Annotated in this window: 18 protein-coding genes; 3 read left to right on the top strand and 15 right to left on the bottom strand. The window is 68.5% G+C overall.

Annotated features, from left to right (window positions below):
• Positions 1-83 precede the first annotated feature (83 nt).
• The 3 genes from nifK to nifH form a co-directional block, all read right to left on the bottom strand.
• A complete protein-coding gene (gene nifK, locus D9R14_RS01695) occupies positions 84-1,643 on the bottom strand; it encodes a nitrogenase molybdenum-iron protein subunit beta (RefSeq protein WP_121621549.1) in 1,560 nt (519 codons plus the stop codon).
• An 81-nt stretch (positions 1,644-1,724) separates the two neighbouring features.
• Positions 1,725-3,227, bottom strand: coding sequence for a nitrogenase molybdenum-iron protein alpha chain (gene nifD / locus D9R14_RS01700; RefSeq protein ID WP_121621550.1), 1,503 nt, complete (start codon positions 3,225-3,227; stop codon positions 1,725-1,727).
• A 59-nt stretch (positions 3,228-3,286) separates the two neighbouring features.
• Positions 3,287-4,165, bottom strand: a complete 879-nt coding sequence (gene nifH / locus D9R14_RS01705; RefSeq protein WP_121621551.1) for a nitrogenase iron protein — start codon at positions 4,163-4,165, stop codon at positions 3,287-3,289.
• A 435-nt stretch (positions 4,166-4,600) separates the two neighbouring features.
• Here nifH and D9R14_RS01710 point away from each other — a divergent pair, with 435 nt between their 5' ends.
• Positions 4,601-5,065: a SufE family protein gene (locus D9R14_RS01710; protein ID WP_245420471.1), complete on the top strand. Its 465-nt coding sequence runs from the start codon at positions 4,601-4,603 to the stop codon at positions 5,063-5,065.
• A gap of 222 nt (positions 5,066-5,287) precedes the next feature.
• Here the strand turns inward: D9R14_RS01710 and D9R14_RS01715 are convergent, their stop codons facing one another.
• From D9R14_RS01715 to D9R14_RS01760, 10 genes are all read right to left on the bottom strand, one after another.
• Entirely contained in the window at positions 5,288-6,568 is a 1,281-nt protein-coding gene (locus D9R14_RS01715; RefSeq protein ID WP_121621552.1) for a cysteine desulfurase, read from the bottom strand.
• A complete protein-coding gene (gene sufD / locus D9R14_RS01720) occupies positions 6,565-7,893 on the bottom strand; it encodes a Fe-S cluster assembly protein SufD (protein ID WP_121621553.1) in 1,329 nt (442 codons plus the stop codon). Before sufD ends, D9R14_RS01715 begins: the two co-directional genes overlap by 4 nt.
• A 3-nt stretch (positions 7,894-7,896) precedes the next feature.
• On the bottom strand, positions 7,897-8,658 hold the full coding sequence (gene sufC / locus D9R14_RS01725; protein WP_121621554.1) for a Fe-S cluster assembly ATPase SufC: 762 nt from the start codon (positions 8,656-8,658) through the stop codon (positions 7,897-7,899).
• Between the two features lie 34 nt (positions 8,659-8,692).
• Positions 8,693-10,180, bottom strand: a complete 1,488-nt coding sequence (gene sufB / locus D9R14_RS01730) for a Fe-S cluster assembly protein SufB (RefSeq protein WP_121621555.1) — start codon at positions 10,178-10,180, stop codon at positions 8,693-8,695.
• A gap of 53 nt (positions 10,181-10,233) precedes the next feature.
• Entirely contained in the window at positions 10,234-10,428 is a 195-nt protein-coding gene (locus D9R14_RS01735; RefSeq protein WP_121621556.1) for a 4Fe-4S binding protein, read from the bottom strand.
• Between the two features lie 629 nt (positions 10,429-11,057).
• A complete protein-coding gene (gene nifA / locus D9R14_RS01740) occupies positions 11,058-12,923 on the bottom strand; it encodes a nif-specific transcriptional activator NifA (RefSeq protein ID WP_121621557.1) in 1,866 nt (621 codons plus the stop codon).
• A 476-nt stretch (positions 12,924-13,399) separates the two neighbouring features.
• A complete protein-coding gene (locus D9R14_RS01745) occupies positions 13,400-15,763 on the bottom strand; it encodes a putative bifunctional diguanylate cyclase/phosphodiesterase (RefSeq protein WP_121621558.1) in 2,364 nt (787 codons plus the stop codon).
• A gap of 167 nt (positions 15,764-15,930) precedes the next feature.
• Complete coding sequence (locus D9R14_RS01750; protein WP_121621559.1) at positions 15,931-16,926, bottom strand: Hsp33 family molecular chaperone; 996 nt, start codon at positions 16,924-16,926, stop codon at positions 15,931-15,933.
• 43 nt (positions 16,927-16,969) lie between these two features.
• Entirely contained in the window at positions 16,970-17,977 is a 1,008-nt protein-coding gene (gene argF, locus D9R14_RS01755) for an ornithine carbamoyltransferase (protein WP_121621560.1), read from the bottom strand.
• Complete coding sequence (locus D9R14_RS01760) at positions 17,974-19,176, bottom strand: aspartate aminotransferase family protein (protein ID WP_121621561.1); 1,203 nt, start codon at positions 19,174-19,176, stop codon at positions 17,974-17,976. The genes argF and D9R14_RS01760 overlap by 4 nt, the downstream gene beginning before the upstream one ends.
• Before the next feature lie 539 nt (positions 19,177-19,715).
• On the opposite strand from D9R14_RS01760, the gene D9R14_RS01765 reads away from it, so the two are divergent.
• Positions 19,716-20,237, top strand: coding sequence for a GcrA family cell cycle regulator (locus D9R14_RS01765; RefSeq protein ID WP_121621562.1), 522 nt, complete (start codon positions 19,716-19,718; stop codon positions 20,235-20,237).
• A gap of 265 nt (positions 20,238-20,502) precedes the next feature.
• On the opposite strand, the gene D9R14_RS01770 is transcribed toward D9R14_RS01765, so the two are convergent.
• Together D9R14_RS01770 and mnmA are read right to left on the bottom strand one after the other, a co-directional pair.
• Positions 20,503-21,150 carry a class I SAM-dependent methyltransferase gene (locus tag D9R14_RS01770; protein WP_121621563.1) on the bottom strand — a complete coding sequence of 216 codons (648 nt, stop codon included), beginning with the start codon at positions 21,148-21,150 and terminating at the stop codon, positions 20,503-20,505.
• A gap of 104 nt (positions 21,151-21,254) precedes the next feature.
• A complete protein-coding gene (gene mnmA / locus D9R14_RS01775) occupies positions 21,255-22,427 on the bottom strand; it encodes a tRNA 2-thiouridine(34) synthase MnmA (RefSeq protein ID WP_121621564.1) in 1,173 nt (390 codons plus the stop codon).
• A 193-nt stretch (positions 22,428-22,620) separates the two neighbouring features.
• On the opposite strand from mnmA, the gene D9R14_RS01780 reads away from it, so the two are divergent.
• Positions 22,621-24,297, top strand: coding sequence for an electron transfer flavoprotein-ubiquinone oxidoreductase (locus tag D9R14_RS01780; RefSeq protein ID WP_121621565.1), 1,677 nt, complete (start codon positions 22,621-22,623; stop codon positions 24,295-24,297).
• Positions 24,298-24,524 lie beyond the last annotated feature (227 nt).

Here is a 24,524-nt window from a genome sequence, read left to right on the forward strand (position 1 = left end):
CGGCGCGCGGGCCGGGGTCGGCGTGATCTCTCCGTGGGGGATCGCCCGGGCGCGCGGCCCGGGCGTTCTTGAGGAACCCGCGATCAGCGGATGATGTCGAAGCTGTAGTCGGTCTTCGACGGCACGTTGGTGTTGCGGTCGATCTCGTCGAAGATCTTGTCGAGGATCGTGATCAGCACGTTCATGCCGCCCTGATAGCCCCACACCGGCCGGCGGTGGTGGTGGTGGCGGTCGAACACCGGGAAGCCGATGCGGATCAGCGGCGTGCCGGTGTCGCGCTCGAGATACTTGCCGTAGGTGTTGCCGATCAGGAAGTCGACCGGCTCCGTGAACAGGAGCGAGCGCATGTGCCACAGGTCCTTGCCGGGATACGCCTTGCAATTGGCGCCGAACGGCGAGGTGTCGAACAGCGCCTGCACCTTGTCGGCCCATTTCTGGTTGCCGTTGGTGGCGAGCACGTGGGTCGGCTCGGCGCCCAGCTCCAGCAGGAACGCCGCGAGCCCGAGGCACAGGTCCGGATCGCCGTAGATGGCGAACTTCTTGCCGTGGATGTGGGCGTTCGAGTCGGCGATCGCGTCCACCAGGCGGCCGCGTTCCTTGGCCAGTTCCTCGGGGATCTCCTTGCCGGTGATGCGGGCGATCTCCATGAGGAAGCGGTCGGTGCCGCCGACGCCCACGGGGTGGTTCAGCGCCACCACCTGCTGGCCGTGATTGGCGATCATGGGCAGGGTCTTCTCGGTGCAGTATTCCTGCATCGAGATGGTGCCCTTGGCGTGGAGCGCGTTCGCCGCCTCCTCCAGCGTGGTGCCGCCGTCATACATGCGGAACTCGCCGTCGGTGGGGGTGTCGAACACCTCGGAATTGTCGACCAGGATGGTGTGGTCGACACCGAACAGGTTGAAGATGCGCTTCACCTCGCGGGTGTTGCCGACCGTGTAGCCGTCGAACCCGCCGATGAAGTTGATGCTCTCGTTGGGCTGGCGCTCCAGCTTCGGCGCGGTGCCGGCCTTGCCGTCCCAGAAGTGCTCCAGGATGCCCTTGAGCGCGTTGTCGTAGCCGGTGACGTGGCTGCCGACGAACGCCGGGGTGTGCGCGAAGGGCACGTCGAACTCGGCCGGAACCGAGCCCTTCTCCTTCGAGGTCTTGATGAAGGCGTTGAGGTCGTCGCCGATCACTTCCGCCATGCAGGTGGTGGAGACCGCGATCATCTTCGGCTTGTACATGGAATAGGTGTTGGCCAGGCCGTCGATCATGTTGTTCAGGCCGCCGAACACCGCCGCGTCTTCCGTCATGGACGAGGAGACGCAGGAGGACGGCTCCTTGAAGTGGCGCGAGAGGTGCGAGCGGTAGTAGGCGACGCAGCCCTGCGAGCCGTGCACGAACGGGATGGTGCCCTCGAAGCCCACCGCCACGAACACCGCGCCGAGCGGCTGGCAGGCCTTGGCGGGATTCACGGTGAGCGCCTCGCGGGCGAAGTTCAGCTCCTTGTATTCGGGCGTCTTGGCCCATTCCCGCACGCGCTCGACTTCGGCCGGATCGCGGGGGTTCTCGAACATCTTCTTCTTGTTGGCCAGCATCTGCTGGTACTCGGGACCGCGGAACAGCTCGAAGTGATCGAGCACATTGTCAGCACTCTGTGGCATGACGAACCCCTTTGATCTGTCGAATTCGCGATGGCCGCTCGCTTGCCCCCGCCCGTGGGCGGGGGCGGCGTGGCGGCAGGTTCATTCCGCCGCCAGGAGGGTGGGCTTGGGGGCCGCCTTCCAGGGCGCCTGCGTCATCTTCCAGACGGGCGAGTTGATGGCCATGTCCATGTCGCGCGCGAAGATCGCGAAGCCGTCATAGCCATGGTAGGGGCCGGAATAGTCCCAGGAATGCATCTGGCGGAACGGCACGCCCATCTTCTGGAAGACGTACTTTTCCTTGATGCCCGAGCCGACCAGGTCCGGCTGGATCTTCTCGACGAACTTCTCGAACTCGTAGCCGGTCACGTCGTCATAGATGATGGTGCCATCCTTGACGTAGTGCTGGGCCGTGCGCTGGTAGTCGTCATTGTGGGCGAACTCGTAGCCCGTGCCGACCACTTCCATGCCCAGGTCCTCGTAGGCGCCGATGACGTGACGGGGACGCAGGCCGCCCACGTACAGCATCACCGTCTTGCCTTCGAGGCGCGGGCGATACTTGGCGATCACAGCGTCCATGAGGGGCTGGTACTTGGCGATGACGCGCTCCGCGCCCTCCTTGATCTTGTCGTCGAAGTAGCTGGCGATCTTGCGCAGCGATTCGGCGATCTTGGAGGGACCGAAGAAGTTGTACTCGCACCACGGGATGCCGTACTTCTCTTCCATGTGGCGCGAGATGTAGTTCATCGAGCGGTAGCAGTGCAGCACGTTGAGCTTGGCCTTCGGGGTGGCCTCCAGCTCCGCGAGCGAGCCGTCGCCCGACCACTGCGCCACCACCCGCAGGCCCATCTCCTCCAGGAGGATGCGCGAGGACCAGGCGTCGCCGCCGATATTGTAGTCGCCGATGATGGCGACGTCGTACGGCGAGGGCTCGAAGCGCGGCGCCGCGTCGGCGGGGATCTTGTCGAAGATCCAGTCGCGGATGGCGTCGTTGGCGATGTGGTGGCCGAGCGACTGCGACACGCCGCGGAAGCCCTCGCAGCGCACCGGCACGATGGTCTTGCCGTCATACTCCTTGGACTTCGCCTTGGAGACCGCCTCGATGTCGTCGCCGATCAGGCCGATGGGGCATTCGGACTGCACCGTGATGCCGTTGTTCAGCGGGAACAGCTCCTGGATTTCGTCCATGATCTTGGCGAGCTTCTTGTCGCCGCCGAAGACGATGTCCTTTTCCTGGAAATCGGAGGTGAACTGCATCGTCACGAAGGTGTCGATGCCGGTCGTGCCGATATAATAGTTGCGGCGGGCGGCCCACGAATACTGGCCGCAGCCGACGGGGCCGTGGGAGATGTGGATCATGTCCTTGATGGGACCCCACACCACGCCCTTGGAGCCGGCATAGGCGCAGCCGCGGATGGTCATCACGCCCGGAATGGACTTGATGTTGGACTTCACGCCGCAGTCCGACTTGCCGGCCTCGTGCACGTTGAGGTGCTTGGCGCGGCGCTTGGCGGTCTTCTCGGGATAGACCTTCAAGACCTCGTCGATGATTTCCTTGTTGCGCGCCTTGATCTCGGCGACGCTCTGGGATTGAGCCAGGCTCATCTTGGATCTCTCGCTTTAGAGGGCGTGGGCCGGCCCCTCGGGAGCCGGCCGTTCCGGTGTCAGACGGCGAGCTCTGCGGCGGTCTTGCCGACTTCGCTCTCGTCCACGGACTTCATGATGCCGTGCTCCATGAGCATGTCCTCAAGCTCGTCCATGGTGATCGGCGTCGGGATGATGCCCTTGCCGCCATTGTTGTGGACGCGCTCCGCGAGGTTCCGGTAGTGCTGCGCCTGCTGGCTCTCCGGCGCATACTCGATCACCGTCATGCGCCGCAGCTCCGCGTGCTGCACGATGTTGTCGCGCGGCACGAAGTAGATCAGCTTGGTGCCGAGCTTGGCCGCCAGGGCCTCCGCCAGCTCCAGCTCCTTGTCGGTCTGGCGCTCGTTGCACACCAGCCCGCCGAGGCGCACGCCGCCGGAATTGGCGTACTTCAGGATGCCCTTCGAGATGTTGTTGGCCGCATACATGGCCATCATCTCGCCCGACATGACGATGTAGATCTCCTGCGCCTTGTTCTCGCGGATCGGCATGGCGAACCCGCCGCACACCACGTCGCCCAGCACGTCGTAGGACACGTAGTCGATGTCCTCGTAGGCGCCGTTCTCCTCCAGGAAGTTGATGGAGGTGATGACGCCGCGCCCCGCGCAGCCGACCCCCGGCTCCGGACCGCCCGACTCCACGCAGCGGATATCCTGGAAGCCCACCTTCATCACGTCCTCGATCTCGAGGTCCTCCACCGAGCCGGCGTTCGCCGCCAGGGAGAGGATGGTGTCCTGCGCCTTTGCGTGCAGGATCAGGCGGGTCGAATCCGCCTTCGGGTCGCAGCCCACGATCAGGATGCGGTGCCCCATCTGCGCCAGCGCCGCCAGCGTGTTCTGGGACGTCGTCGACTTGCCGATGCCCCCCTTCCCGTAAAACGCGATCTGTCTCAGCGACATCTTGCTCTCCTCAGGGCTTGTGCGGACCCGGCGCTGCCAACCGTGCGCGAACCGGGTCCCGATCGTCCTGCGACCGCGGCGCGGGTGCGGATCTCTCTTGTCCGCACCAGGGCGCGCCGGCGGTCGCGGAGCACCCGGAAAGGACTTAAGCAACCCGCGTGCCACGACTTTTCGTTCTTGAAAATCGTTCAAATCTAAGGGGATAGACGCCGCCCCGAATTCCTTCGGGCATGTTCAGAACCCGACATCGGGCCGCGGCGGCCGGACAGCCAAGAGCCGGGCTGTCCGAAACGGGACAAGGTGTGTCGGCGGCGCTGGAAAGAAAAAATCACGTAACTCCGGATATTTACGTAGGTCTCGCCGGTGCGGTACGGCGCTTGCTTGACCCGCCGCGAGAATTCCGCGCGCAGGCCGCGCATCGCCGGGAGAGCGCCCATGATCGCAACCATGACCGCAACCGTGACCGCGCCCCTGCCGCCGGTGGCGGACATCGCCGAGAACTTCGCGCTGCTCGACCAGTGGGACGACCGCTATCGCTATGTGATCGAGCTCGGCCGCGCCCTGCCGGCGATGCCGGAGGCGCTGCGCACCGAGGCCACCAAGGTGCAGGGCTGCGCGAGCCAGGTGTGGCTCTTCACGCAGGTGCAGGACACCCCCGCCGGGCCGGTGCTGGCCTTCGTGGGCGACAGCGACGCGCACATCGTGCGGGGCCTCGTGGCGATCCTTCTGGCGCGCTTCTCCGGAGCGCCCGCGCGCGACATCCTCGCCGCCGACGCGCTCGCCTTCTTCGCCAGCCTGGGATTGAAGGAGCACCTCACCCCGCAGCGCTCCAACGGCCTGCGCTCCATGGTGGAGCGCATCCGCCGGGATGCGATGGCGGCGCTGGCGGTGGCGGCCTGAGGGAGAGCGTCGCCTGACCATTTTTGCCGTCGCGTTCCGGCCAAAGCCGCCGTCATGCTCCGGCTTGACCGGAGCATCCATGCGCAACGCACAAGTGCCAGGCATCGCAGTTCTTGGCGTTGGCGCCGCGGTCGCTTGGGCCTCCGGTCAAGCCGGAGGGCGACGGCGCGCGGAGGATCGACGGCACGCGCACAACCCGGAGGACGGGCGCTTCCCCTATCCTCAGCCGAACATCGCCTGCGCCTTCCGGAGCGCGGCCGCGAGCGAGTCCACCTCCGCCGTCGTGCTGTAGAGCGCGAACGAGGCACGGCAGGTGGCGGAGACGCCGAAGCACTCCAGCAGCGGCATGGCGCAGTGCGTGCCGGCGCGCACGGCGATGCCGTCGCGGTCGATCAGGGTGGCGAAGTCGTGGGCGTGGCCACCGGCGATGTCGAACGAGACGATGGCACCCTTGTCCTTCGCCCGGCCGATGATGCGCAGCCCCGGGATCGCGCTCAGCTGCTCCTCGGCATAGGCCGTGAGCGCGCTCTCGTGCGCCCGGATGCGGGCCTTGCCGATGGAGGCGATGTAGTCCACCGCCGCGCCGAGGCCGATGGCCTGGACGATGGGCGGCGTGCCCGCCTCGAAGCGGTGCGGCGGCGCGCCGTAGGTGACGGTTTCGCGCGTCACGGTGCGGATCATCTCGCCGCCGCCGTTGAAGGGCGGCATGGCGGCGAGCAGGTCATGCTTGCCGTAGAGCGCGCCGATTCCGGTCGGCCCATAGAGCTTGTGGCCCGTCACCACGTAGAAGTCGCAGTCGAGGTCCTGGACGTCCACGTCGAGATGCACCGCGCCCTGCGAGCCGTCCACCAGCACGGGTATGCCGCGGGCATGGGCGATGCGCACCACCTCCTTTACCGGGAGGGTGGTGCCGAGCACGTTGGACATCTGGGTGATGGCGACGAGCCTGGTGCGGTCGGTCAGCAGCTTCTCGAATTCGTCGATGAGGAAGTTGCCGTCCTCGTCCACCGGCGCCCATTTCAGCACCGCGCCCTTCTCCTCCCGCAGGAAGTGCCAGGGCACGATGTTGGCGTGGTGCTCCATGATGGAGAGCACAATCTCGTCGCCCGCGCCGACATGGGCGCGCCCCCAGGTGGCGGCCACGAGGTTGATGGCCTCGGTGGCGGAGCGGGTGAAGACGATCTCCTCCGGCCGCCCGGCATTGAGGAAGCGCCGCACGCTCTCGCGCGCGCCTTCATAGGCCTCGGAGGCGGCATTGGCGAGATAATGCAGGCCGCGATGGACGTTGGCATATTCGCGCGTCTCGGCGAACCGCATGCGGTCCAGCACGGCGAGCGGCTTCTGGGCCGAGGCGCCGTTGTCGAGATAGACGAGCGGCTTGCCGTAGACCTCCATGTCGAGGATCGGGAAGTCCTTGCGGATCAGCGCCACGTCATAGCCACCGTCGGCGACGGCAGGGTGGAGCGCGCGCGCTCCCTCAAGCGGGGCCAGGGGCGAGTTCATCGGCGCGCCAGGAGGAAGGCGCGGATGGCGCCCATGAGCGCGTCGCGCACCGTTTCGTCCTCGATCTGGTCCACCACCTCGCCGACGAACGCCTCGATGAGCAGCGCCTCGGCCTCGGTCGCGGGGATGCCGCGGGCCATGAGGTAGAATTTCTGGTTGGCGTCGAGCGCGCCGGCGGTGCAGCCGTGGCCGCACTGCACGTCGTCGGCGAAGATCTCCAGCTCCGGCTTGGCGTTCGCCTCCGCCGTGTCGGACAGCAGCAGCGCGCGGCTCATCATGCGGGCGTCGGTCTTCTGCGCCGCCTGGCGCACCGCGATGCGGCCCTGGAACACGTCGCGCGCGGCGCCGTCCAGCACGGCGCGGAACGCCTCCCGGCTCTCGCAGCGCGGCGCCGCATGCTCCATGACGAGCGTCGTATCCGCATGCTGGCGGCCCGACAGGAGGCTCGCGCCGCAGACATGCGCCACCGTGTCGGCGCCGTCGAGGCGGATGGCGAGCTGGTTGCGCACCAGCGCGCCGCCCAGCACGAAGCCGGCCTCGCTGAAGGCGGCCTCGGCGCCCACGCGCGCGCTGAGGCTCGCGAGGTGCTGCGCGGCGGACCCTTCCGCTGTGACCTTCACGCGCGAGACCCGGGCGCCGTCGCCGGCGACGATCTCCAGCGCGCCATTGACCTGGTAGGCGATGTCCGCCGGCCCTTCGTGGGTCTCGATGAGGCTGACGCTCGCCTCCTCCTCCGCCACCAGGAGCGAGCGCACGAACAGCGCCGCCGGGGCGGCAAGATCGGCCACATGGACGATGTGGATCGGCCGGGCGAGCGCCGTGCCCTTGGCCACATGGATCACCACGCCGTCGCCCATGAGCGCGGTGTTGAGCGCCAGCACCGCATCGTCCGACGGCACCACCTGGCCGAGATGGCCAGCCACCAGCGGATCGCCCTGCGCCAGCGCCGCGGCCATGGACAGGATGGCGAGGCCCGGCTCGGGCGAGAGGTCCGACAGCCCGGGCACGAACGCGCCGTTCACCACATAGAGCCGGCGCGCCGCGACGGCGGCGAACAGCGCGCCCTTCCCGCCCGCGCGCGCCTTGGCCGCGGCGTCGGGCGGCGCGGCGAGGGGAGCGGCGTCGCGCATCAGGGTGCGCAGATCGGTATAGCGCCAGGCCTCCACCCGGCGGTGCGGCAGGCCGCGCGCCGAGAACTGGGCGAAGGCGGCGGCGCGGCCGGCGGCGATGTCCGGCGTGCCCGGAAGCCGGTCCGCGGCGGCGGCGAAGGTCTCGGCCAGCGCCAGCTCCGCCGGGGTCTTCATGAGGTGGACGGCGGCGGCCATGGCTCAGGCCGCCTCGTTCTGGAACTGGGCGTAGCCGGTGGCCTCCAGCTCCAGCGCCAGCTCCTTGCCGCCGGTATGGACGATGCGGCCCGCCGCCAGCACGTGCACCACGTCCGGCACGATGTAATCGAGCAGGCGCTGATAGTGGGTGATGACCACCATGGAGCGCTCGGGCGCGCGCAGCGCGTTGACGCCGGCCGACACCACCTTGAGCGCGTCGATGTCGAGGCCGGAATCGGTCTCGTCCAGCACGCAGAGCTTCGGCTCCAGCAGCAGCATCTGCAGCGTCTCATTGCGCTTCTTCTCGCCGCCGGAGAAGCCCACATTGAGCGGCCGGCGCAGCATCTCGGCAGTGATGTCGAGGCTCTTGCCGATCTCGCGCACGCGCTTCAGCAGTTCCGGCGAAGTCATCTCCTGTTCGCCCCGCTTCTTCTTCTGCGCGTTCACCGCCGCGTGCAGGAACGCCATGGTGGAGACGCCGGGGATCTCCAGCGGATACTGGAAGGCGAGGAACAGGCCGAGCGCGGCGCGCGCGTCGGGCGTAAGCTCGGACAGCTCCACGCCGGCAAGCCTGATGGAGCCGCCGGTGATGACATAGCCCGGCTTGCCCGAGAGCACGTAAGAGAGCGTGGACTTGCCCGCCCCGTTCGGCCCCATGATGGCGTGCACCTCGCCAGGATTGACGGTCAGCGAGAGGCCGTCGAGGATCTTGCGCCCCCCTTCGATCTCGGCGTGCAGGTCTTCGATTTCGAGCAGGGGGGTCATGGGAGCGGTCCTCTGTCGGGGGGGGCGCCGGCGGTCAGCCGACGCTGCCTTCGAGGCTGATGGAGATGAGCTTCTGCGCCTCCACGGCGAATTCCATGGGCAGCTGCTGCAGCACGTCGCGCACGAAGCCGTTGACCACCAGGGCCACCGCCTCCTCCTGGGAGAGGCCGCGCTGCATGGCGTAGAACAGCATGTCCTCGGAGATCTTCGAGGTGGTGGCCTCGTGCTCGAACTGGGCCAGCGGGTTCCGCGTCTCGATATAGGGCACGGTGTGCGCGCCGCATTCGTCGCCGATCAGCAGGGAATCGCAATTGGTGAAGTTGCGCGCGCCGGTGGCCTTGCGATGGGCCGAGACCAGGCCGCGATAGGTGTTCTGCGAGCGCCCGGCGGAGATGCCCTTGGAGATGATGCGGCTCGACGTGTTCTTGCCGAGGTGGATCATCTTGGTGCCGCTGTCCACCTGCTGGCGGCCGTTGGAGATGGCAATGGAATAGAATTCGCCGCTCGAATTGTCGCCGCGCAGGATGCAGCTCGGATATTTCCAGGTGATGGCGGAGCCGGTCTCCACCTGGGTCCAGGAGATCTTGGAGTTCCTGCCCCGGCAGTCGCCGCGCTTGGTGACGAAATTGTAGATGCCGCCCTTGCCTTCCGCGTCGCCCGGATACCAGTTCTGGACGGTGGAATACTTGATCTCGGCATCGTCCATGGCCACCAGCTCGACCACCGCGGCGTGCAGCTGGTTCTCGTCGCGCATGGGCGCGGTGCAGCCTTCGAGATAGCTGACGTAGGAGCCTTCGTCGGCGATGATGAGGGTGCGCTCGAACTGGCCGGTGTTCTTCTCGTTGATGCGGAAATAGGTGCTGAGCTCCATCGGGCAGCGCACGCCCTTGGGGATGTAGACGAACGAGCCGTCGGAGAACACCGCGCTGTTGAGCGTCGCGAAGTAATTGTCGGTGGTGGGCACCACGGTGCCGAGATATTTCTTCACCAGATTCGGGTGCTCGTGCAGTGCCTCGGAGATCGGCATGAAGATGACGCCGGCCGCCTTCAATTCCTCCTTGAAGGTGGTGGCGACGGACACGCTGTCGAACACCGCGTCCACCGCGATCTTGCGCGGCTCGCCCTCGGGGCGCTCGACGCCGGCGAGAATCTCCTGCTCGCGCAGCGGGATGCCGAGCTTCTCGTAGGTCTTGAGAATCTCCGGGTCCACCTCGTCCAGCGACTTCGGCCCGTTGCCGCCCTTCTTGGGTGCGGCATAGTAATAGAGGTCCTGATAGTCGATCGGCGGATAGGCGACGCGCGCCCAGTCGGGCGCCTGCATGGTCAGCCAGCGGGCATAGGCGTCAAGCCGCCATTGGAGCATCCAGTCCGGCTCGTTCTTCTTGGCCGAGATGAAGCGGATGATGTCCTCCGAGAGGCCCTTGGGGGCCTTCTCGGTGTCCACCAGGGTCTCGAACCCGTATTTGTACTGGTCGACGTCGATGAGGCGGACCTGCTCGATCGTCTCTTGTACCGCGGCCATCCGATCCTCCGTTCAACTGGACCTGTCCGTGGAGCCGTGCCGGCCCGCGCTGCTCAGGCAGGGATGCAGGTCTTCTCGACCGGGCACACGACGGCGCACTGGGGGGTGTCGAACGATCCCTCGCACTCGGTGCACTTCTTGGGATCGATGATGTACATGTCGCGCTTGAGCGAGATGGCGGCGTTCGGGCACTCAAACTCGCAGGCGCCGCAGACGGTGCATTGGGAGGCGACGATCTTGTAGGCCATTGGCTTTCCCCGCATGTGCAGAAGATGGCGGACAAGCCCCTCTTTCAAGCCGCGTGCCAGACTTTAATTATTTGATTTTAAAAGAAAAAATCCTGCAGATTGGCGGCGAGAGGTGTCGCGCCCCCGACACGGTGTCGCAAGTGCGACAGGCCGGGAAGGGGCAGAGCTGGCGCAGGCGCAGGGCGTTTCCCGGCGAAGCCGCCGTTATCCGCGCCGTCATCCGCGCCGTCATGCCCCGGCTTGTCCGGGGCATCCACCCGGCCGTTCGCCCTGCGCTCCAAGCCCGATCACAGGCCCGGCCGCCGGTGGATCCCCCGGACAAGCCGGGGGATGACGCTGGGGAGCAGCTCGCGGCAAGGCATCGAGCGAGGGGAAGGAGCGCGCGAAGCGCCCCCTGAACCGCCGTCATGCTTCGGCTTGACCGAAGCATCCATCCGCCGTCCGGCCTTGCGTCCGGCCGCGGAGTGGGCCCTCCGGTCAAGCCGGAGGGCGACGGCGGTAAGGAATGGTGCCCGGGGTTGCGCACCAGCCGCGGCATGGATTCCCCGGACAAGCCGGGGGATGACGCTGGAGCAAGGGGTGACGCAGGCGCGGGGCCATGCCGCCGGCTGCGGAAGGGTCGCCGATGCTCAGAAGCGCTTGATCTCGATGTCGTGCTTCTTCAGCGCGTAGCCGATCTGGCGCGGGGTGAGGCCGAGCAGGCGCGCGGCCTTGGCCTGGACCCACCCGGCGCGCTCCATGGCATCCACCAGGCGCTCACGCTCGCCGGCCTCGTCCGCCGCGCCGGACAGGGCGGCGGGGGCCGCGGGCAGGCGCGCCACCGCGCCGGCGCCGGGCGAAGGCATGGCCGCGGCGAGGGGGGCGGCGTGCTGCGGACCGGACATCGGCCCCGCTTCCCCGGTCTCGACGGGTTCAGGGCGCGCGCTCGGCCGCGCCACCACCGGCAGGGGAATGTCGATGGGCCGGCGCGAGGCCGGCGGCGAGCTTTTCCACAGCAGAGCCGAAAGGCATTCGTTCTGGGCGCAGGCGAAGTCCGAGGCGCTGATGGCGGCGCCCTGCGCCAAAGTGGCGGTGCGCTGCACGCAATTCTCCAGCTCGCGCACATTGCCGGGGAAGCCGCAGGCCATCAGCACGTCCAGCGCGTCGCGGCCGAACGACAGCTCGCGGGCATTCTCCTTGTTGAAGCGGCCGAGAAACTCGCCGGCGAGCAGCGGGATGTCGGAGCGCCGGTCGCGCAGCGAGGGCACGAGGATCGGGATCACCGTGATGCGGTAATAGAGGTCGGCCCGGAACTCGTTCTTGGAGACCGCCTCCTCCAGGTTCTTGTTGGTGGCCGCCACCACCCGGACATTGACCTTGATGGTCTGGGAGCCGCCGACCCGCTCGAACTCCTGCTCCTGCAGCACGCGCAGCAGCTTGGCCTGGAAGGCGGGGGAGATCTCGCCGATCTCGTCGAGGAACAGCGTGCCCTTGTCGGCCAGTTCGAAGCGGCCCTTGCGGGCGCCCACCGCGCCGGTGAAGGCGCCCTTCTCGTGGCCGAACAGCTCGCTCTCCAGCACGCTCTCCGGCAGGGCGGCGCAATTGACCTTGATGAATGGCCCCTTGGCGCGGCTGGACAGCTCGTGGATCGCCTTGGCGATCAGCTCCTTGCCGGTGCCGCTCTCGCCGCGCAGCAGCACGGGGGAATGGGATTTCGCGACGATGGTGATCTTGTCGAGGAGCTGGCGCAGTTCCGGGCTCTCGCCGATGATGCCGTCCACCAGCACCTTGCGGCGCTCGCGCACCGCGGGCTTCAGCGCCGACAGTTCCTTCTGCAGGCGGCCGCTCTCGGCCATCAGGCGCTCGCGGTCGCGCGTCACCACCCGGTGCAGCTGCACGGTCTGGGCGATCAGGTTCGCCACCATGGTGAGGAAGCGCACGTCGGAATCGAGCCGGAACACCGAGCGGCCGTCCCACACCCGGTCGATGGTGAGGGTGCCGATCACCCGGCCGCCCACGCGGATGGGCACGCCGATGAAGGAAACCCGCACCTCGTCGGTGGCGCCGAGCGCCATGGCGTCGGCCGGGCTAAAGGCGGGATGGCTCGCCACGTTCTCCGCCACCAGCGGCACGGCGGTGGCGACGACCTGGCCGATCGCCTTCTCCGGCAGGCGGGCGCGGTAGCGCTGGTCGGTGCCTTCGTTCCAGCCGACGCCCACGGTGATGTCGGGAATGCCGTCGTCGGCCAGCAGCGAGATCACCCCGTGCCGCATCTGCATGAAGGAGGAGAGCAGGTTGACCACGCTGGCGAGCGTGGTCTCCAGGCGGTTCGGCGCGGTGAGGATCTTGGAGATTTCGTAGATGCCCGTCAGCGCCACGTCGCTGAGCGCGACCAGCGGCACCTGCACCGGGGGATGGCCATTGGCGTGAGCGCCGGAAGGAAACGCGGCATGCGCGCCTGCCTGGGCGCCTGAATCGCGCGCGGAAGAGGAAGTGAGGGTCTTGTCCTCGATCATGGCACGGCCTCCGTCACTCCAGTGCGCTCTCTCCGTCGGCTTTTGTCTGATTACGGACACTTTGATTTAGATTTATTCGCATGTCGTGCTCATCGTGACAGCACGCAAGCCTATAAATTAGGCTTATATTGATATTGCTTGTTTATTTGGCTTAAGCGCCGCACGCAGCCGTCATAATGCCGCGCCTTCAACGGTTTGGCACGACGCCGCGGCCCCCGCGCGTACGACCAAGGTTGCAGAAGATTCGCCGGTGCGGCGGGAGGTGGCGTCGCGCCACCTCCCGCCTGCCCCCCCGGGCTTCCCTCCCCTTCCCCGCGCCGACGTGCGGGGAATTCGGCCCGCAACCGGTTGCGGAACGAGGGGATGGAGCAAGATCGGGGCCGCCTGGGCAGCCGCAACAACTCTATGATAAACAAAGATAATTCAGATCTACCGCAGGCACCGGCCCTGTCGGCATCGCGACAGGCGCGCGGCGATCAGGCGATCAGGGCGATGCGGGCCGCGAGGGTCTGCGGCCCTTCGGCGCGCAGGAAGGCCGAAACGTCCTCGGCCGGCATGGGCCGCGCGAACAGGTAGCCCTGCGCCAGCTCGCATCCCCGCGTCTTGAGAAAGCGGGCCTGGCCCACGGTCTCCACGCCTTCGGCCACAACCTGCATGCCGAGATTGCGCCCGAGCTCGATCACCGCGCAGACGATGGCCGTATCGAAGGCGTCCTGCTCGATGTCCTTCACGAAGCTCTGGTCGATCTTGATCGTGTCGATGGGCAGCTGCTTCAGGTGCGTGAAGCCGGCATAGCCGGTGCCGAAATCGTCGAGCGCGATGCGCACGCCGGCGCGGTACAGCTCGTCCAGGATCGGCGCCACGAAGTCCGAATTGCGCCCGAGGAACACCGTCTCCGTGATCTCCACGTCGAAATGGTGCGCCTCGACGCCGGCGGCGTGGAAGTGGCGCAGCAGCGACGTGCCCAGTTCGCGATGGGTGAACTGGGCGGGCGAGACGTTGAGCGCCATCCGCCCGATGCCGTGGCCCGCCTCCAGCCAGCCGCGCACGTCCGCCGCCACGCGCCGCGCCATGCGCTCGCCGATGGTGAAGGCCAGTTCGGCATCCTCCATGGCAAGGTTGAAGGCGGCGGGGGCGAGGACGGTCTGGGCGTCGCGCCGCCAGCGCACCAAAGCCTCGAAGCCGACCAGCCGGCCGGTATGGAGCGCGATCTTCGGCTGGTAGTAGGGCAGGATCTGGTCGTCGGCGAGCGCGGCGGCGATGTCGCGCGAGAGCGAGACGCGCTCGGAGACCGCGTGGCGCATGACCGTGCTGTAGACGACCGCGCGATTGCGGCCCTGCTGCTTGGCGGTGTAGAGCGCGAGATCGGCGTCCTTCATCAGCTCCGCCGGCGCCAGGTCGTGCTCCGGGCAGGCGGCGATGCCGACGCTGGCGCGGGTGGAGAGCTGGCGCCCCTCGTGCTGCACCGGCCGGCGCAGCTCGGAGATGATGGCCTGGGCAAGCCGCTGGCCGGCGGCAAGCGCCTCGCGGGCGCGCAGCAGAACCACGAACTCGTCGCCGCCGAAGCGCGCCAGCGTGGCACGCTCGCCCACCACGAGCGAGAGCCGGTGCGCGGTCTCCATGATGAGCACGTCGCCGGCGTCGTGGCCCAGCGTGTCGTTCACGTCCTTGAGGCCGTCGAGGTCAACCATCAGCAGGCAGACGCCCTGCTCCAGGCGGCGTTCGCGGAAGGCGCGCTCCAGATGCTCCTGGAAGGCGGCGCGGTTGGGCAGCCCGGTGAGGGCGTCGTGCGCCGCCGCGTGGCGCGCCTTCTGCTCGGCGGCGAGGCGCTCGGAAAGGTCGATCACCGCGGCGACGATGCAGGGCGTGCCCTCCATCTCGGTCAGCCGGGCGGCGAGCATCACGTCGCGCATGCTGCCGTCGGCGAGCCGGATGCGGGTCTCGAACCCGCTCAGCGAGCCTTCCGCCTCCAGGTGCCGCACCAGGCCCTCGCGCACGGCCGGATCGTCATAGACCCGCAGGATGCTGGTGCCCACATGCTCGCTCTGGGGCGCCCCATAGAAGCGTGCCGCGACGTCGTTGTATCTCAGGATGCGCCCGTCCTTCAGCGTAGTGACCACGAGCGGCACCGGCACCGCCTGGAAGGTCTTTTCCAGGATGTTCTCGCTCTCGCTGAGGCGCGCATTGGCGCGGCGCGCGGCCTGGATCGCCGCCCACTGGCGCCGATCGAGCCGGTTGGCACGCGAGACCATGAGGAGCAGCGCCCAGTTGAGCACCGCCAGCGCGAGGCAGAGCCCCACCGCGAGGCGCCAGCCCGCCGCCGGATCGATGTAGCCCGCGAGCATCAGCACGCTGGCGCCAACGCCGCCGATCAACGTCCAAAGGAAAGGCAGCGGCACCGTCAGGTAGAACACGGTGGGCAGGAGCAGCACCACGAACAGGGCCAGGTCGCTGCGCGAACTGACCAGCACGGCCACGCCGGCCGCCGTGACCCACTGCCAGAGCACGGAGATGAGATAGATGCCCCGGACGGTGACGGCGGTCTGCGCCAAGCCGAGGCACAGCAGCGAGACCGCGACGACCGCAAGGCGCGCGGGAACGGCGACGTAGAAATGGTCCGTGCCCGCAAAGCGCCAGTCGCTCAGCAGGAAGGCGGTGTTGAGCACGGCCGAGAGGGCGAACAGGAGGCGCGCATTGCGGCGGAAGTCCGCGAAGCGGTCGATGCGGAAGCGCCGCTCCAGCGCGGCATCGGCGAATTCGCCGCCCAGCGGCGTCAGCCTCGGCTCGCTCGCCGCCGGGCCGGCGTCGGCTTCTCGATGATCCCCCGCACCCCGTGTCATCGATCTCCCTACCCCTCGCGCGGCGAAGCAGCGCGAATGGTGCCTTCTGACCGGCCCTGGCGCCAGCGGGATTTGCTTACCGGACCAAGGGATACCCGGAAGGACCGCGCGCGGCGCCGCGGCAGGTCAGGCCGTGGTATTCCTCGCTCGATGCCCGCGCGTCCGGCTCAGGCCTGCGTCCCGCCCAGCACCTCTTCGGCGGCAAAGCGGTAGACGCGGCCGCAGAACTCGCAGGTGACGGTCACCTTGCCGTCGTCCTGGATCATGTCGCGCCGCTCGTCGCGGGTGAAGGAGGCGAGCACGCCTGAGACCCGCTCGCGCGAACAGGAGCAATGGGCGGAAATCGCGAGGGTGTCGAACACGCGCACCCCGCGCTCGTGGAACAGGCGATAGAGCAGGCGCTCGCTGGAGAGATCGCGGTCGATCAGCTCCACGTCCTCCACCGTGCCCACGAGGGAGCGGGCCTCCACCCAGGCGTCGTCCTCGGCCAGCTCATGGGGCTCGGCCCCTTCCGGAGCGTCACCGCCCGGCAGGTCGGCCATGCGGGCGCGGCTTGCGTCCTGCGGCAGGAACTGGGCGATCAGCCCGCCCGCGCGCCAGGACGAGGCGGCGCCGCCGGGGCGCACCTCCTCGCCCACGGCGAGGCGCACCCGGGTGGGGATCTGCTCGGACTGCATGAAGTATTCGTGCGCCGCCGCCTCCAGGCCCGAGCCGTCCAGCGCCACCACGCCCTGGTAGCGGTTGGCCGAGAGGCCCTGGTCGATGGTCATGGCGAGGTGGCCCTTGCCGAGCAGCGCCGCGGGCGAGGTGGCGTTGCGGGTCTCGGCCTCGGCGAGCGCCTCCTTGTCGAAGCGGGCATAGGCCCGGATCTTGTCCGGGCTCACGAAGTCCGCGACCACCATGTCCACCGGCCCGTCGGTCTGGGTCTGGAGGATGAAGCGGCCCTCGAACTTCAGCGACGAGCCGAGCAGCACGGCGAGCGCCACCGCCTCGCCCACCACGCGCTTCACCGCCGGGGGATAGTCGTGATGCGCCAGCACCGCGTCCAGCGTGGGGCCGAGCCGCACGGCGCGGCCGCGCAGATCGAGCGCGTCCACCTGAAACGGGGTGATGATGTCGTCCGTTGCCACGCCCGAGGCGTCCCGGGACCGCTCAGCACCCATGATGAGACCTCACCCGCCGCTTTTTCCGCGGCTTTCCCGCAGCTTACCTGCCGGCCGCGTCGAAGCACCAGGCCAGGATGCCCTTCTGCGCGTGCAGCCGATTCTCGGCCTCATCGAACACCACGGACTGCGGCCCGTCCATCACTTCGTCGGTCACTTCCTCGCCGCGGTGGGCCGGCAGGCAGTGCATGAAGATGGCGTCCTTGCGCGCGCGCGCCATCAGCGCGGCGTTGACCTGGTAGGGCTTCAGCAGATTGTGGCGCAGCCGCTCGGCCTCCTCGTCGCCCATGGAGACCCAGGTGTCGGTGAGGACGCAGTCGACCCCCTCCACCGCTTCCTCGGGGTCGCGCATGAAGGTGACCTTGGCCTTGGTGCGCTTGACGAAATCCCGGATCGCCGGGCTCGGCGGCAGCTCCTTGGGGGTCGCCACCTTCATGGCGAAGTCGAACCGCTCGGCGGCGTGGATCCAGGAGGCAAGAACGTTGTTGAAATCGCCGGTCCAGGCGACCTGCCGGCCCGTGATGGGGCCGCGGTGCTCCTCGAAGGTCATCACGTCCGCCATCACCTGGCAGGGATGCGACAGGCGCGTGAGACCGTTGATGACCGGCACGGTGGCGTATTCCGCCAGTTCCATCAGGTCGCCATGCTCCAGGATGCGGATCATGATGGCGTCGACGAAGCGCGAGAGCACGCGGGCGGTGTCGGCGATGGATTCGCCGCGCCCGAGCTGCATCTCCTGGCCGGTGAGCATGATCGTCTCGCCACCGAGCTGGCGCATGGCGAGGTCGAACGACACGCGGGTCCGGGTGGAGGGCTTGTCGAACACCATGGCGAGCGACTTGCCGGCAAGCGGGCGTGCCTCGTCGCCGGCGCGGCGCCGCGCCTTCAGGTCCTTGGACAGTTCCAGCACCCGGCGCAGCTCGCCCGCCGGGATGTCCGACAAATCGAGGAAGTGGCGCGCGCCACCCGGCAAGGCGGCCGCCTTGCCGTTGGCCCCGGCGTGCCCATTGGCCTTGCCGCCCGCCGCCTTGGTCTTTCCGCCTGCCTTCATTCCGCCGCCCCCCTGGTCGGAGCGAAGCTCTTCTCGAGACGGACGCAGGCAGCCTCGATCTTGTCGGCGGCCAGCATCGCCTCCTCCTCGCTCACATTGAGCGGAGGCAAGAGACGGACCACGTTGTCGCCCGCGCCGGGCGCGAGCAGCCCCTCCTGGCGCAGCGCCACCACGAGGTCGCCGGCCGGCACGTTGGCCTTGAGGCCCATGAGCAGGCCCTCGCCGCGCACCTCGGCGATGATCGCCGGGTGGCGGTCCTTGATCTCGGCGAGGCGCTGGTTGAAGCGCCCGGCCACCTGGTTCACGTGGTCGAGGAAGCCCTCGGCCAGCACATGGTCGAGCACCGCATTGCCCACCGCCATCGCGAGCGGGTTGCCGCCATAGGTGGAGCCGTGGGTGCCGAGCGTCATGCCCTTGGCCGCCTCCTCGGTGGCGAGGCACGCGCCGAGCGGGAAGCCGCCGCCGATGCCCTTGGCCACCGCCATGATGTCGGGCGTGATGCCGGCCCATTCGTGGGCGAACAGGCGGCCGGTGCGGCCCATGCCGGACTGCACCTCGTCGAGCACCAGCAGCAAACCGTGCTCGTCGCAGATCGCGCGCAGGCCCTTGAGGAAGGCGTGCGCGGGCACCCGCACGCCGCCCTCGCCCTGCACCGGCTCCACCAGGACGGCGCCGGTCTGCGGCGTGATCGCCGCGCGCACCGCGTCGAGGTCGCCGAACGGCACCTGGTCGAAGCCCGGCAGGTCCGGCCCGAAGCCTTCCAGATACTTGGCGCTGCCGCCGGCGGCGAGCGTCGCCAGCGTGCGGCCGTGGAAGGCGCCCTCGAACGTGATGATGCGGTTCTTCTCGGGGTGGCCCGAAGCGTACTGGTACTTGCGCGCCATCTTGATGGCGCACTCCAGCGCCTCGGCGCCGGAATTGGTGAAGAACACCGTGTCGGCGAAGGTGGCCGCGCGCAGCCGCTCGGCCAGCCGCTCCCCGCCGGGGATGCGGAACAGGTTCGAGACGTGCCACAGCTTGCCCGCCTGCTCGGTGAGCGCGGCCGCAAGGCCGGGATGGGCATGGCCGAGGATGTTCACCGCGATGCCGGCGGTGAAGTCGAGAAAACGTCGCCCGTCCGTCGTGACGAGCCACGAGCCCTCTCCCCGTTCGAAATCGAGGTCGATGCGCGCATAGGTCGGCAGGACGGCGGGGATCACGACTTCCTCCAGTGCGGGGCTTGCCCGCCCGCTTGCGCCTCGAACACCGGCGGCCATCCTGACCGGCCGCAGTCGAGGCCCTCCCGGGCAAAGCATTCCCTGAGCCGGCTCGCAGGTGGCCGGAAATTAAAAAGGGCCGCCCAAGCGGGGGCGGCCCGACAATTTTCTCAATACTAATGATCGCGCGCGCGAGGTCAACATCGCCGCCGGCCCCCGCAACGGCCGCGGGAGGGGGCGCAAAGCGGACGCGATCCACAGAAAGGTGAGTCCCGCGTGCAACGACCTGGGGAAAACGGGCCGGGCACCGAATCAGGAGTCTGTCGCCCGGCGCGTGCATATTGTAGGTTAATTTTTAGTTGGCCACGACATATCGTGCGCCACTCTTCCTCGGGACGGTAATTGTGGCCGACTCCCGCGCGATCCTGCGCGGGGGCTCGCGGGAGGAGTCCGGCTTTTCCGGGCGGCGTGGCGGCGCCGCGGCACAGCGTCCGGCGCCCTGTTTCCGGCGCCACCCAAGATGCGGCAGAAGGAGACGAGCCATGAGCTGGACCGACGAACGCGTCGAGCTTTTGAAGAAGCTTTGGGGCGATGGCCTGTCCGCGAGCCAGATCGCGGGAGAACTGGGCGAAGTGACCCGCAATGCGGTGATCGGCAAGGTGCACCGTCTCGGCCTGTCGGGCCGGGCCAAGACCGCGCCCACGGCGGCACGGCCGCGCAAGCCGATGCGCGAGGCGGAACCGCGTCGCGACGAGCGCCCGCAGCGGCCCATGACTCACGGAAACACGGCGCTGGCGCCCAGTCTGGAGCAGATGGTGCAGGAGGCCCCGGCCCCGGCGCCCCAGTCGGCCGACAACGTCGTGCCCATGGGCCAGCGCTGCACCATCATGAACCTGACCGAGAGCACCTGCCGCTGGCCCATGGGCGAGCCGGGCACGGACGGCTTCTATTTCTGCGGCGGCAAGACCAAGCAGGGCCTGCCCTATTGCGCCCACCACGCGCGCATCGCCTACCAGCCGGTGCAGGACCGCCGGCGCGACCGGCGCCTCGCTTATCTCGCCTGAGCGGGGGCGCCTGAGCGGGGGCGCCTGCCTGCGCCGCGCGCTTCGGCCGGCAGCCACACGGTCCCGGGCCAAGCCCCGGGACGGGGCGGGATGTGTTGAGAATCCTGCCGCTCGGGACGCATCGCCCGAAAGCGATAGCCGTGCGGCGATCCGGGCGCGGGGCAGAGGGGCTTCCGCGCTCCCGTCCCGGCGGCCCGTCGACAGCGCTTCGGAGGGCGACAATCGGCTGGGACAGGGACGCAGCAGCGCCCCCGGTGCCGCGCCTTCAGTCCATCGCCTTGCGGCGGATGCGCACCAGCTTGAAGAAGCCGACCGGGAACACCGGGCTCATCTCCACCACTTCCATATCGGGGTGGCGCGCGGCCCAGGCTCTCAGGCGGCCGGCCTTGAAGGCGATGCTCCAGCCCACCCGCTTCACCAGCGGCGCCAGCGCCTGCTCGATGTGCATGGCCGGGCCGTCGTCGGCGCCGAGCTTGGAGGCGATGACGATCTCGCCGCCCGGCTTCAGCACGCGGCGCATCTCGTCGAGCGCGCCCTCCGGGTCCGGCACGAGAGTGATCACGAAGGGCACGGTGACGGCGTCGAAGGTGGCGTCGGCGAAGCCGAGGCGGCAGGCGTCCATGGCGGCCAGAAGGCCCACCTGGTCGAGCCCGCGCGTGACCTTCTTCTCCACTGCCTTCTGAAGCATCTCGAACGACAGGTCGATGCCGCTGACGCACGTGCCCTTGGGATAATAAGGAAGAACCAGGCCGGTGCCGACGCCCACTTCCAGGATCTGCGGGCCGCAGGTGGCGGCCGCGCGCGCGGCCTTGCGCTGGGCGTCCGCCAGCAGCTTCACATAGACCTTGTCGTAGATCGGCGCCCATTTGGCATAGGCGCGCTTCTGGCCTTCGAGATCGTACTGGACCGCCATCCCCCACCCCTCTCACGCCATCCAAAAGCCGGCCCACCCAGGCCGGCCTTCGGCCCCGAGCCGCCCTCCCGGACCGGCATCAGGCCCAGCCTTCAGGCCCGATCTCAGGCCACTTGCGCAACCGCCGCCGCCGCGCGTTCGGCGCCGACGATGGTGCCGCCCCCCAGAAGGCGGGCGGCGCCTGCACCCTGATCGTAAAGCACGCAAGCCTGCCCGGGGGCAACGCCCTCTTCGCCTACCGCCAATTCCACGACCGGCGCGCCGTCCGCCCAAGCGAGGTGCGCGGGTACGGGCGGGCGGGTGGAGCGCACCTTGACATGCACCTCTTGGCCCGCCGCGCAGGCGTCCTCGAAGGGCCCGTCGCCGAGCCAGTTCACGTCCGCGATGCGCACCGTGCGCACGGCGAGCGCCGCGCGCGGGCCCACCTTCACCTGGCGCTGGACGGCATCGATGCCCACCACATAGAGCGGATCGGGGCTGGCGATGCCAAGGCCCTTCCTCTGGCCGATGGTGTAGTGCATGACGCCGCGGTGGCGGCCGAGCACCCGCCCGTCGAGATGCACGATGTCGCCCGCCTCGGCCGCCTCGGGCCGCAGCCGCTCCACCACCTGGGTATAGTCGCCGCCGGGCACGAAGCAGATGTCCTGGCTGTCCGGCTTGTCGGCAACGTCGAGGCCGAACTCGGCCGCGAGCGCGCGCACCTGCGGCTTGGTGAGCCCGCCGAGCGGAAAGCGCAGCCGGGCGAGCTGCGCCGCAGTGGTGGCATAGAGGAAATAGCTCTGGTCGCGGCCTTCTTCGGCCGCGCGGAACAAGGCGCGCCCGCCGTCCGGCAGCGCCGCGCTCCGCACATAGTGGCCGGTGGCGAGCACCGATGCGCCCAATTCGCCGGCGGTGGCCAGGAGGTCGCGGAACTTCACCGTGCGGTTGCAGTCGACGCAGGGGATGGGCGTCGCGCCGGAGGCGTAGCTCGCCGCGAACCGGTCGATCACCTCTTCCTTGAACCGGCTCTCATAGTCGAGCACGTAATGGGGAATGCCGAGCCGGCGCGCCACTTCGCTCGCGTCGTAGATGTCCTGCCCGGCGCAGCAGGCCCCGGCGCGATGGATCGCCGCGCCATGGTCGTAGAGCTGGAGCGTGACACCCACCACGTCGTACCCGGCGCGGGCCAACAGCGCCGCCACCACGGACGAATCCACGCCGCCCGACATGGCCACCACCACGCGCGTCGAAGCGGGATCGCCGTCGATGTCGAGGAAGGGCAGGTCGGTCACGGGCATGGGCCGGGCAATGGGACGGGAAAAGCGGGAGCCCCCATCATATAGGGTGCGCCAGGGCCGGCGCAATTCTTCGCCAGCGAGACGGGACGATGCCCCGCCATTGCCGCGCTGCGGCAACTGCCGAATTGTCATCGCGCCGCAACCGTGGAAGAACTCCAGGGAAAGCACGATGACGCATAGGGGAGCCTGAGGGATGAGCGAGGCCGAGCTGCCGGAACGCGAGGGCATGGATTACGACGTGGTGGTGGTGGGCGCCGGGCCCGCCGGCCTCGCCACGGCCATCCGCCTGAAGCAGCTCGCCGCCGAGCGCGGAACCGACATCTCCGTGGTGGTGGTGGAAAAGGGCTCGGAGGTGGGCGCCCACATCCTTTCCGGCGCCGTGATCGACCCCGTCGGCCTCGATGCGCTGCTGCCCGGCTGGCGCACCGAGGCGGATGCGCCGGTCTCGGTCCAGGTCACCGACGACCGCTTCTATTTCCTCGGCCCGGCCGGCGGCATCCGCCTGCCCAATTTCGCCATGCCGCCGCTGATGAACAATCACGGCAACTATATCGGCTCGCTCGGCAACGTCTGCCGCTTCCTGGCGCAGAAGGCCGAGGCGCTGGGCGTGGAAATCTATCCGGGCTTCGCCGCCGACGAGATCCTCTATGACGGCAACGGCGCGGTGACCGGCATCGCCACCGGCGACATGGGCGTGGACAAGACCGGGGCGCAGAAGGCCGAATTCACCCGCGGCATGGAACTGCGCGGGCGCTACACCGTGTTTGCCGAGGGCGCGCGCGGCCACCTCACCAAGCAGCTGATCGCCAAGTTCGACCTCGACCGTGACGCCGAGCCGCCGAAGTTCGGCATCGGCCTCAAGGAGCTGTGGAAGGTCCGGCCGGAGAAGCACAAGCCCGGCCTGGTCCAGCACGCCTTCGGCTGGCCGCTCGACGGCAAGACCGGCGGCGGCGCCTTCCTCTACCACATGGAGGACGAGCAGGTGGCGGTGGGCTACGTGGTCCACCTCAACTATGAGAACCCGTATCTCTCGCCGTTCGACGAGTTCCAGCGCTTCAAGACCCACCCGTTCTTCCGCGACACCTTCGAGGGCGGCAAGCGCATCTCCTACGGCGCGCGTGCCATCACCGAGGGCGGCTTTCAGAGCGTGCCGCGCCTCTCCTTCCCCGGCGGCCTGCTGGTGGGATGCGCGGCCGGCTTCGTGAACGTGCCGCGCATCAAGGGCAGCCACAACGCCGTGCTCTCCGGCATGCTCGCCGCCGAGCACCTGGTGGAAGCGCTCGCCGGCGGCCGCGGCGCCGACGAGCTTGCGAGCTACGAGGAGGCCTGGCGCGGCTCGGCGGTGGGCCAGGACCTGAAGCGGGTGCGCAACGTGAAGCCGCTGTGGTCGCGCTTCGGGACCTTCCTCGGCATCCCGCTCGGCGCGCTCGACATGTGGACCAACACGCTGTTCGGCGCTTCGCTGTTCGGCACGCTCAAGCACGGCAAGACCGATGCGGCCTCGCTCAAGCCCGCCTCGCGCTTCAAGCCCATCGTCTATCCCAAGCCCGACGGCGTGCTGACCTTCGACAAGCTCTCCTCGGTGTTCATTTCCAACACCAACCACGAGGAGGACCAGCAGGTGCACCTCGTGGTGAAGGACATGGCGCTGCAGAAGGCCTCCGAGCACGACGTGTTCGCCGGTCCGTCCAACCGCTACTGCCCGGCCGGCGTCTATGAATGGGTGGAGGAAGGCGCCGACGCGCCGCGCTTCCAGATCAACGCGCAGAACTGCGTGCACTGCAAGACCTGCGACATCAAGGACCCGAACCAGAATATCACCTGGACCGCCCCGGAGGGCGGAGGCGGCCCGAACTACCCCAACATGTGAGCCGGATCGCGCCCCCAGCCGCCGGCTCGCGGGGATAACGGCGCGGCGCCGATTGCGCTTGCGGCGTCCCGCAGTGCATCGTGGGGCTGCCCACAATCCGGCGCCCTTGGATGGTGATCCCGGCACGTTAATCGCACGGTCATCCCCGGCTTGCCCGGGGGATCCACCTCACGGCCGGGTCTGCGTCTGCTTGCGGGCACGCGGAGCAAGCCTCCGGGTGGATGCCT

This window comes from Xanthobacter tagetidis (genome assembly GCF_003667445.1).
Lineage (GTDB): Bacteria > Pseudomonadota > Alphaproteobacteria > Rhizobiales > Xanthobacteraceae > Xanthobacter > Xanthobacter tagetidis.

Excerpts from the sequence above, each read along its gene's own strand:
- D9R14_RS01735 (WP_121621556.1), bottom strand. The coding sequence starts at position 10,428 with ATGGCCTACAAGATCGTCGCCTCCCAATGCACCGTCTGCGGCGCCTGC.
- D9R14_RS01780 (WP_121621565.1), top strand. The coding sequence starts at position 22,621 with ATGAGCGAGGCCGAGCTGCCGGAACGCGAGGGCATGGATTACGACGTG.
- argF (WP_121621560.1), bottom strand. The coding sequence starts at position 17,977 with ATGAAGGCAGGCGGAAAGACCAAGGCGGCGGGCGGCAAGGCCAATGGG.
- D9R14_RS01770 (WP_121621563.1), bottom strand. The coding sequence starts at position 21,150 with ATGGCGGTCCAGTACGATCTCGAAGGCCAGAAGCGCGCCTATGCCAAA.
- D9R14_RS01715 (WP_121621552.1), bottom strand. The coding sequence starts at position 6,568 with ATGAACTCGCCCCTGGCCCCGCTTGAGGGAGCGCGCGCGCTCCACCCT.
- nifK (WP_121621549.1), bottom strand. The coding sequence starts at position 1,643 with ATGCCACAGAGTGCTGACAATGTGCTCGATCACTTCGAGCTGTTCCGC.
- nifA (WP_121621557.1), bottom strand. The coding sequence starts at position 12,923 with ATGATCGAGGACAAGACCCTCACTTCCTCTTCCGCGCGCGATTCAGGC.
- nifD (WP_121621550.1), bottom strand. The coding sequence starts at position 3,227 with ATGAGCCTGGCTCAATCCCAGAGCGTCGCCGAGATCAAGGCGCGCAAC.
- mnmA (WP_121621564.1), bottom strand. The coding sequence starts at position 22,427 with ATGCCCGTGACCGACCTGCCCTTCCTCGACATCGACGGCGATCCCGCT.
- sufD (WP_121621553.1), bottom strand. The coding sequence starts at position 7,893 with ATGGCCGCCGCCGTCCACCTCATGAAGACCCCGGCGGAGCTGGCGCTG.
- sufB (WP_121621555.1), bottom strand. The coding sequence starts at position 10,180 with ATGGCCGCGGTACAAGAGACGATCGAGCAGGTCCGCCTCATCGACGTC.
- sufC (WP_121621554.1), bottom strand. The coding sequence starts at position 8,658 with ATGACCCCCCTGCTCGAAATCGAAGACCTGCACGCCGAGATCGAAGGG.
- D9R14_RS01745 (WP_121621558.1), bottom strand. The coding sequence starts at position 15,763 with ATGACACGGGGTGCGGGGGATCATCGAGAAGCCGACGCCGGCCCGGCG.
- D9R14_RS01765 (WP_121621562.1), top strand. The coding sequence starts at position 19,716 with ATGAGCTGGACCGACGAACGCGTCGAGCTTTTGAAGAAGCTTTGGGGC.
- D9R14_RS01750 (WP_121621559.1), bottom strand. The coding sequence starts at position 16,926 with ATGGGTGCTGAGCGGTCCCGGGACGCCTCGGGCGTGGCAACGGACGAC.
- nifH (WP_121621551.1), bottom strand. The coding sequence starts at position 4,165 with ATGTCGCTGAGACAGATCGCGTTTTACGGGAAGGGGGGCATCGGCAAG.
- D9R14_RS01710 (WP_245420471.1), top strand. The coding sequence starts at position 4,601 with ATGATCGCAACCATGACCGCAACCGTGACCGCGCCCCTGCCGCCGGTG.